Below are 244 nucleotides of genomic sequence, written 5' to 3' on the forward strand. Positions count from 1 at the left end.
GAGACGTCGACGTCCGGGCGCGGCCTGCTGCTTCTCGACGCGGTCACCGCGCGGTGGGGCATCGAGCCGCGCGGGGAGGGCAAGGCCGTGTGGTGCGAGATCGGCCCGGCGTCCGGGTGATCAGCCGTCCGGGGACGCGACGGGGGCGTACCGCATCCTGTGTGATGCGGTACGCCCCTCACGGCCTGCCGTCAGGTGCCCGGTCGACCGGTGCGCCGTGGCCTCAGTGGCCTCAGTGCTGCGG

The sequence above is a fragment of the Streptomyces sp. NRRL WC-3549 genome (genome assembly GCF_000721935.1).
Classification (GTDB): Bacteria; Actinomycetota; Actinomycetes; order Streptomycetales; family Streptomycetaceae; genus Streptomyces.